The 8024-nt window shown below is 36.5% G+C and carries 9 protein-coding genes, 2 tRNA genes and 1 pseudogene; 1 reads left to right on the top strand and 11 read right to left on the bottom strand.

The features are described 5' to 3' along the window. From L654_RS0110245 to L654_RS0110190, 11 genes and pseudogenes are all read right to left on the bottom strand, one after another. Positions 1-233: pseudogene (locus L654_RS0110245) on the bottom strand (Na+/H+ antiporter NhaC); the annotation flags it as partial. Between the two features lie 181 nt (positions 234-414). Then, complete coding sequence (gene prc, locus L654_RS0110240; protein ID WP_024607958.1) at positions 415-2376, bottom strand: carboxy terminal-processing peptidase; 1962 nt, start codon at positions 2374-2376, stop codon at positions 415-417. 26 nt (positions 2377-2402) lie between these two features. Then, on the bottom strand, positions 2403-3053 hold the full coding sequence (gene proQ / locus L654_RS0110235) for an RNA chaperone ProQ (protein ID WP_007586916.1): 651 nt from the start codon (positions 3051-3053) through the stop codon (positions 2403-2405). 15 nt (positions 3054-3068) lie between these two features. Next, the gene (locus tag L654_RS0110230; RefSeq protein ID WP_002961910.1) at positions 3069-3347 is read right to left on the bottom strand and encodes a hypothetical protein; all 279 of its coding nucleotides are present in this window, start codon (positions 3345-3347) and stop codon (positions 3069-3071) included. Beyond that, positions 3347-3805, bottom strand: coding sequence for a GAF domain-containing protein (locus L654_RS0110225; protein ID WP_007586917.1), 459 nt, complete (start codon positions 3803-3805; stop codon positions 3347-3349). Before L654_RS0110225 ends, L654_RS0110230 begins: the two co-directional genes overlap by 1 nt. Before the next feature lie 128 nt (positions 3806-3933). After that, positions 3934-4314: a hypothetical protein gene (locus L654_RS0110220; RefSeq protein ID WP_007586920.1), complete on the bottom strand. Its 381-nt coding sequence runs from the start codon at positions 4312-4314 to the stop codon at positions 3934-3936. 174 nt (positions 4315-4488) lie between these two features. After that, entirely contained in the window at positions 4489-4731 is a 243-nt protein-coding gene (locus L654_RS0110215) for a hypothetical protein (RefSeq protein ID WP_024607957.1), read from the bottom strand. Between the two features lie 13 nt (positions 4732-4744). After that, entirely contained in the window at positions 4745-5557 is an 813-nt protein-coding gene (locus tag L654_RS0110210; RefSeq protein ID WP_007586924.1) for a CPBP family intramembrane glutamic endopeptidase, read from the bottom strand. A 118-nt stretch (positions 5558-5675) separates the two neighbouring features. Then, positions 5676-6572 (bottom strand): LytTR family DNA-binding domain-containing protein, encoded by an 897-nt coding sequence (locus L654_RS0110205; RefSeq protein WP_225305745.1) that lies wholly within the window; start codon positions 6570-6572, stop codon positions 5676-5678. 371 nt (positions 6573-6943) lie between these two features. Then, positions 6944-7034: transfer RNA gene (locus L654_RS0110195), tRNA-Ser, on the bottom strand. 83 nt (positions 7035-7117) lie between these two features. After that, positions 7118-7208: transfer RNA gene (locus L654_RS0110190), tRNA-Ser, on the bottom strand. A gap of 251 nt (positions 7209-7459) precedes the next feature. Here L654_RS0110190 and L654_RS0110185 point away from each other — a divergent pair. Next, positions 7460-8024, top strand: a 565-nt coding sequence (locus L654_RS0110185) for a Bax inhibitor-1 family protein (RefSeq protein WP_024607955.1), incomplete at its 3' end; no start/stop codon positions are given.

Raw genomic sequence — 8024 nt, 5'->3', positions numbered from 1 at the left:
GTTATACCTTCAATCATGGCTTGTTCTAACTTTTTCCATGTATAACCGTTTTTAAGCCCAATTAAAGCCGCTGCAAAAGTAGCAAATAAAAGTGCAATTTGGTTAGGGCCTGATGAAGAGTTATCACCAAATAAGTAAACTGCAGCACCAAGTAAACAAATTAATACAGAGATAGGAATTAATGCATCAAAAAACGAGGCGGGCTTGATTGGTTTGTCATCCAATAGCTTCAAAGTAGAGACTCCTACACACACTTACTGTGTGTTTAATTATTATTTTTAGCACGTAAAGCGCATTAATTGAGCGTCATTAATCTAGCTCAACTTTATGTAATCAAGGATTATAACAATTTAGTAAATTTTAGGTAGTAAAAAAGGCGCTAAAGCGCCTTTTTTATAGAGGTAAAACCAGTTGTTACTTCTTAGCTATACGACCATAATTAATATAATCTTGAGTAATTAATGCAGCTTCTTCCAAAAATGGGTCAAGCTCTTCAATTACTTCAGGTAAATCGTCTAAGTTTTCTACCGGATCTTTACCTAAACGCTTAAGACGTTCGTTAGTACGTACAAGTGCACGTGCTTCACCTTCATCTTTTTCTTTAATACGCGTAGCTTCAACTAAAGAGATAGTTTTACGGTCTTTCTCTTCGTTGTATAAGGTAATGTCATTAAATACATAACCAAATTCTGGTTCTGATTTTATTCGTACTTCGTGTTGTTTCTCAAGGTACGTAATAATAGGTGTTAAATTACCTAGTTTTTTGTATTTCGCTTTAACAATGCTATCCCAAGGAAGTGCATTATCTTGCTTACTTTCGCCCCACTCTGCAGGGTCGATTGCTGATGGAAACGAAATATCAGGGATCACACCTTTATGTTGCGTACTACCACCGTTAATACGATAAAACTTAGCAATTGTATACTGCACACTACCCAGCGCATTATCGTATAAATCGTAAGCGCGGCCTAAGCCTTTGTGCTGCTGCACAGTACCCTTACCAAAAGTTTGTTCGCCAATAATAACCGCACGACCATAATCTTGCATAGCTGCTGCAAATATTTCAGAAGCAGAGGCACTGTAACGGTCAACTAAAACAGTTAAAGGACCGTCGTAATAAGTTATACCATCACGATCTTTTTGCTCTTCAATACGGTTATTTAAGGTATGAATTTGAACAACTGGACCTTGGTCAAAAAACAAACCAGATAGTTGTGTTGCTTCATATAAAGAACCACCACCATTTTGGCGTAAGTCGATAATAATACCATCAACTTTTTCTTCTTTAAGCTTAGCCAGCTCAACTTTTACATCTTTCGAAAGATTATTGTAAAAGCCTGGAATTTCAATCACGCCAACTTTACTTGTTAAATCAGAGTATTTTGCTTCAAATACTTCTGATTTAGCCGCTCTATCTTCAAGTCGAATTTTATCACGCGTGATTTCAACAACTTTAGGTGCGCCGTGAGCGTCAACACCTTTTAAATACTGTAGACGTACTTTAGTCCCTTTAGGACCTTTAATTAAATCAACTACGTCATCTAAACGCCAGCCAATTACGTCTACAAATTCTTCGCCATCTTGGGCAACACCAATAATGCGGTCATCAGCTTTAATTTGATCTGTTTTATCTGCAGGGCCTCCCGGCACTAAGCTGCGAATAACAGTGTAGTCTTCATCTGGGCTTAGTACGGCACCAATGCCCTCAAGCTCTAAGTCCATATCCATTTTGAATTGCTCTGCACGACGTGGCGATAAATAAGACGTATGCGCCTCAATACTACGTGCTAGCGAATTCATAACAATTTGAAAAGCATCTTCTGAATTAGATTGTACTAAACGTTTTTCTGCATTTTTATAGCGTTTGGTCAGCACTTCTTTAATGCCTTCCCAATCTTTACCCGTCATTTTTAAACGCAGTGCGTCGTACTTTACACGCTCACGCCAAATTTCATCAAGCTCAGCTTGTGACACAGGCCATGCTGAATCTTCACGGTCAAAAAAGTATTCATCTTCTTTATCAAACGTCATTTCTTTTTCAAGTAAAGTAAGTGAATACTCGTAACGTTCAAAACGGCGTTTAAGACTTAAGTTAAAAATATCAAACGTAAAGTCTAATTTACCGGTAGTAATAGCGTTATCAAAGTCATCACGATATTGCTCAAAAGAAGCAATATCGCTGGCTAAGAAAACGCTTTTATTAAAATCAAGGGATTCGATATAACGATCGTACACTTTACTAGAAAGCTCATCGTTAAATCGAACCGGTGTATAGTGTGAACGAGCAAATAAGCTAGCCANGGCTTCTACAGCAGCAAATAATGAACCTGAAAACAGGGCAGCAACTAACGGAATGAGCGTAAACTTTTTACTCATACACAACTCCTTAATTTATTTACAACTTAAACGATGTATAAGCTGTCAGCTTTGGTTTTAACTTGCATACCTGTCACTAATTCAACATGAACGTCATCTTTGTTCACTTCAGTGATTACTGCATTTACAAGTGCTTGGCCAAGTTTAACCTTAACCTTATTATTAACCTTGACCTCAGTTGCTGGTAAAGGTTCAATTTTTCCTGAACGTTTAACTGGCGCTGCTTTAGCAGGTTTGTTAGCTGCAGGTGCGTTTTTATCGCCTGCTTTGCTAGCATGAGCTGGTTTTTTCTTGAAAGATTTAGAATCAGAATCTTGGCGAGGACGCTGTTGTTTTTTGCGTTTTGCCATTTTAGCGCGGCTTTCTTCCAATGCTTTTTGTGCATGGTCGATATGCTCTTGCTCAACTTTTTCACCTTGATTACCATCAAGATCAATACGAAACTCTGACTTTGTCACAGCTTCTAAATAACGCCAATTAGACGTGTATTTTCTAAGCGCTTGACGAACTTGAGTCTTACTTACTTTTTCAGACCCTTCAATACGCTCAGCAATATCTTTAAAAATACCTACTTTAAGCGGCTTGATGCCATCTTTTTGTTTAAAACATTGTGGGAATTCTTGATATAAAAATTCCAACACTTCATTAATATCTTTTAGCTTGTTTGTGGTTTCCATTTTAGAACCTATTTTTCACATCTTTTCATCAAGGGACGAATCGACGTAGTGTGTTACCCAGTCGACCAACTCTTCGAAATCGGCTTCTATTACAGCCATATCACCCCGAAGGTGTTCCCAAATACCATTAATTGTTTCATCAATAAATTCACATTCTGAATCATCTGGAAGACGATCCCATGCAATATGAATTAAATCATTGAGCGTTTCCGCTACATGCTCTTCTTCGCCTTCCCAGTCGCCAACATCTTGCACAGCAAATAGGTAGTCTTGAACATTTAGCAAATCTTTCATTACAGGCTCGCCTCTAAGCATTTCACTAATGCTTCAAGGCCAGCTTTATCATCAGCATCAAATCGGCCAATACTTGGACTATCAATGTCTAGTACTGCGAATACTTTACCATGTTTCATGATAGGTACAACTACTTCAGAGTTAGACGCTGCATCGCAGGCTATATGCCCGTCAAAAGCGTGAACATCTTCAATTAATTGTGTTTCAGCGGTTGCCGCAGCTGTTCCACATACCCCTTTCCCAACGGGAATACGGATGCATGCAGGATTACCTTGAAACGGACCAAGTACTAATTCAGTAGGAGAATCCATAAAGTAAAAGCCCGCCCAATTTACATCTTCTAAAGAGGTAAATAACAGCGCGCTTATGTTTGCCAAATTGGCAATTACATTAGATTCACCAGCTATCAGCGATTCAGTTTGCTTAACTAATGACTGGTAAAAATCGTGCTTTTGCATACCAAACTACTTCTTATTAAACATACAGTAGCTAAAGGTACTCTTTGTCGTGAAAAATTGGAACCTTTTGGAGGTAAAAAAAAGGAAATCGCACCGTTTATCAGCGTGCTTGGTTAATAATGCTGCGATTATTTTTTTACCGATTTGCGAAGACCAAATAAAAACAGTCCGGCTGCAAATGCTGACATAACACTATTAATCAAAAATATCTCGCCAGTTGAGGCACTTAATAAGTAACTAAATATAGCGCCACCTAACAAACCAAGCGTTAATACACCTGAATAATTAACTTTAGAATACTTAAACATTAGTAAATACCCTGGCACAACAAAGGCCGCCATCGTTAAGCCTACAATATGTGCATTTGAGATAGCAGTCATCAACAGTTGAAAAAATACGGATAAGAAATCACCCTGTAGCGTTAGTGCATAATACAATCCTAACAAGCTGCCAATAATTACCGGGGACAATAATGAAAGCGCGACGCTTTTTGCGAGTTGATGTTTCATCTAATAATCCTTAATACAGAGTATAAATTTTAATGTATTAAGCATGCACCAAGATCTAAAGCTTAGAAATAGAGACTATGGTCGTAATTTATGATTAAAAATAAACCTTATTGCAGTATGAGCCTATTAATATATTAATAGGCTCATACGTTTGGGTTATACTTATCAAAGTGCTTATAACTGAGCTATTTTATTTGATAACTCAAAGTGGCGAGATGTTACTATTTCCTCTAGCACTGCCAATCTTTTGTACAACATCGCTGTTTGTTCCTCTAATTTTGTTATCTTATTATTCAGTCCTTTAAATTTTGCTTGCGCTGCCATTATTGTAGTTTTATAGGTGAAATAACGTTTAGTAATAGTAAGAATCAAAAAGGGTGAGCTAAATATAATTATTACAATAAATAGTTCTAGCATGGTCGTTTCCCAATCAATTTAAGTTAGCTTGTTGCGTATAAAGTCCACTTTTAGTGCATTGAAATAATTTTGATAATGTAACTTCACGCTGCTTTCCTCGTCGAATTAGCATCTCAACATACACAATACTTAGTACAATTGCTGTTGCTTTAAATAAGTTACCTTGTAGATCACCGACTGCGCCGCCCGACATACCAAATATTCCGTAAGCTGCATTCATAAAAATATGCATCCACATAGGAAACCAAATACGATAACCACATTCACAATATAGCCACGCAAACCATGTACCTGCTACAGTAGTGATCGCAACCGCCATCAATGCAGAAATCGCATCATTACCTTGATAAATATGGCCCAGGCCAAATATTACTGAACTAATCAATGCCGCAGGCACAAAGCCCCATCTACAATATTTAAATAAAACACCAAACAATGCAGCCCTAAAAATTAGCTCTTCAAAAAAACCCGCATAAACTGAGCCGGTGATTATTGCTGGTATTGATAGGTTAAGTTCATCACTCAAAAATCCATAACCTATTGCCATAGGAGCACAACAAATAATTGCTGCGAGTGCATAGTTAATAAAACCAGAAGAATTAAGCCCTATAGATTCAAAAGGCTCACTTTGTTTAAACAAAATAATAGCCGCAATAACTAACGGTCCATATAAAAAAGTATATTTAGCGGGGGTAAATAAAATGCCAGTTAGATTATCAAGTTCAGACAACCAGCTAGACCAACCTTCTCCCCAAAACTGCCTCATTACATAGTGGCAAAATACAAATATAGAAATTATTACAAGTGCCTTGATAGCGTATTTCATATCTACTTTCCTCGTTAAGTTGTAAATTTCAACTTAATCTTGGCAATAGTAAAAATACAAAGCGACTTATTAGGTCTCAATTACAAGACGAGGTATAAAGCCCATGTTTTAGGGGGGATTAACATGTTTTTGGGATTAATGACAAAGCATCTTTTATTACTTTTACATAAGAACGAGACACCGGTATTTTAATATCAATTGTATGCAGCGATAATTGCAACCCTCCAGCATTACCACTGTAGTGCTGAATGTTTTGCAGGTTGACCGCATAAGAACGGTGGCATCGTAATATAATTGTATTTTCTGGGAGCTGCTTTAATAAACTGCTAAGAGATACACGTAATAGTTTACGTGAAGTTGAAGCTCCTTCCAGTATTGTTATTTCACAATAGTTGTCTGAAGATTTAATAAATAAAATATGGTGATGAGCTGTGTTAATTTCGTCGTTTTTATTATCGCCTTTAAGAGTAATTGTCTTTAATTCAACTTCTCTCAACTGCTCTTGATCGACGCTAACTGTACTTGGCTTAGTTAAATCTATTACATGCCTATTTACCACAAGTAAAAAAATAAGAGGAAATACACCAATACAAAAAATATACCCTACAAAAAGTAATTGATTCTGCCAATGCCAAGACCCAAGTACAGCAACCACAAAATACCCATGATTGAATAACGCAGTAATTAAAATATATGTGATAGGAATAATAATTAAACGGCTTAATTTACTTAGCTTAAACTTAAGTAACACTATTTCTATGAAACCTGACAATAGCAAAGCACAAAAGGTTACTATCCCATAGCCAAAAAGCCGCAGAAACTTGTAAGACTCGGTATCGCTTGAAGTGCCAAAAGGTTGAAATACAAAAAGTACAAAAAGCGCTATAAACGAAAACATGACGGCACGATATACAACTAACTTTCTCGAATCTAGATCATCTTTGAGCCACAACATCCTATTTTGCATACCTTTAATCCACCAATATTTAAAAATAGCACACATTAATATGTGCATTCCAACTCATTTAAAATTTTTTGTGATGGTAGTTTTATTAAAAACAAAAAAAGGAAGAGAACATCAACGTTATTTAACAGCAGAAGGTGGTGTGTGAGCAATTCTATCTGCTTTTAAGATTTTACTAATGAGAGATAAAACATGTAATACCAATTCGCTTAATTAAGTGGTCTATTTTTAAGGCGGAAAAACGTATTGATAGCTAGGCAATAAATTCGCTATTTAGTTGTTCAAAATGAGAATTTTTTAACGCAGGGAGCGACACGTTTAGCCCCGCAAAATGATTAAGTATTATTGCGGATTGTTATAAGTGCACTGATTTTGTTCCAAACACAAAAAAGCCCGCTAAATTAGCGGGCTATTCTGTTATATGGTGGAGAGATAGGGATTTGAACCCTAGATGGGCTATAAACCCATGCCGGTTTTCAAGACCGGTGCATTCGACCACTCTGCCATCTCTCCGATACTGCTAAGTTAAAAGTAAGAGTGTACTAATAACTATTTAAATGAATGATATTTTAATTACCACACACTTATTAAATAAGTGGTGGAGAGATAGGGATTTGAACCCTAGATGGGCTATAAACCCATGCCGGTTTTCAAGACCGGTGCATTCGACCACTCTGCCATCTCTCCGCACGGCCTGCATAATAGGGAAACCCATCCCTTTTGTGAAGCTTTTTTTTAAATTAATTGTTTAAGTGCCTAAAAAACAATTAATTTGTTTAAAGTTAAAACAAAATGTTTTTAATTTAGCCGTCAATATACTTTTATTTAAATATTTAACTCTATTGATCTACAAAGGTTTGCCCAAACATATAAGAGTTGGTAATCTAATTTTAGTTAAATTATCGAAACACACACGTTTCACTTAAAGGAGCTCTACAATGGCGTTTAATCAATCGTACAATACCGCGAAACCGGTAATGTCTACCATTGAAACAAACAAGGTACTTAAAAACACCTACTTTTTACTAGCTATGACACTTGCATTTAGTGCAGTTACAGCCGGTATTTCAATGGCACTACAATTACCTTACTTTATGGGAATTGTGTTTACACTCGTTTCGTTCGGTTTATTATTTGTTGTAAATAAAAAAGCAGATACAGCATCTGGTGTATTTTGGGTGTTTGCTTTCACAGGTTTAATGGGGGCAGGCTTAGGTCCATTGCTTAACCATTATGCTGCATTACCTAATGGCCCAATGCTTATTATGCAAGCCTTAGGTTCTACAGCGCTTATCTTTTTTGGTTTATCTGCTTATGCACTAAATACTAAAAAAGACTTCTCATTCATGGGTGGCTTTTTAACTGTTGGCTTAATCGTTGTGATTGTAGCAAGCATCGTTAATATTTTTATTGGCAGTTCATTGATGTTTATGGTGCTTAATGCAGCAGTTGTACTGATTATGTCTGGTTTGATTTTATTTGATACAAGCCGAATCATTAACG

Source organism: Pseudoalteromonas sp. TAB23 (assembly GCF_000498075.1).
Classification (GTDB): Bacteria; Pseudomonadota; Gammaproteobacteria; order Enterobacterales; family Alteromonadaceae; genus Pseudoalteromonas; species Pseudoalteromonas arctica.
Note: the sequence above shows the minus strand (reverse complement) of the source record. Positions and strands in the feature narration are given on the sequence as shown.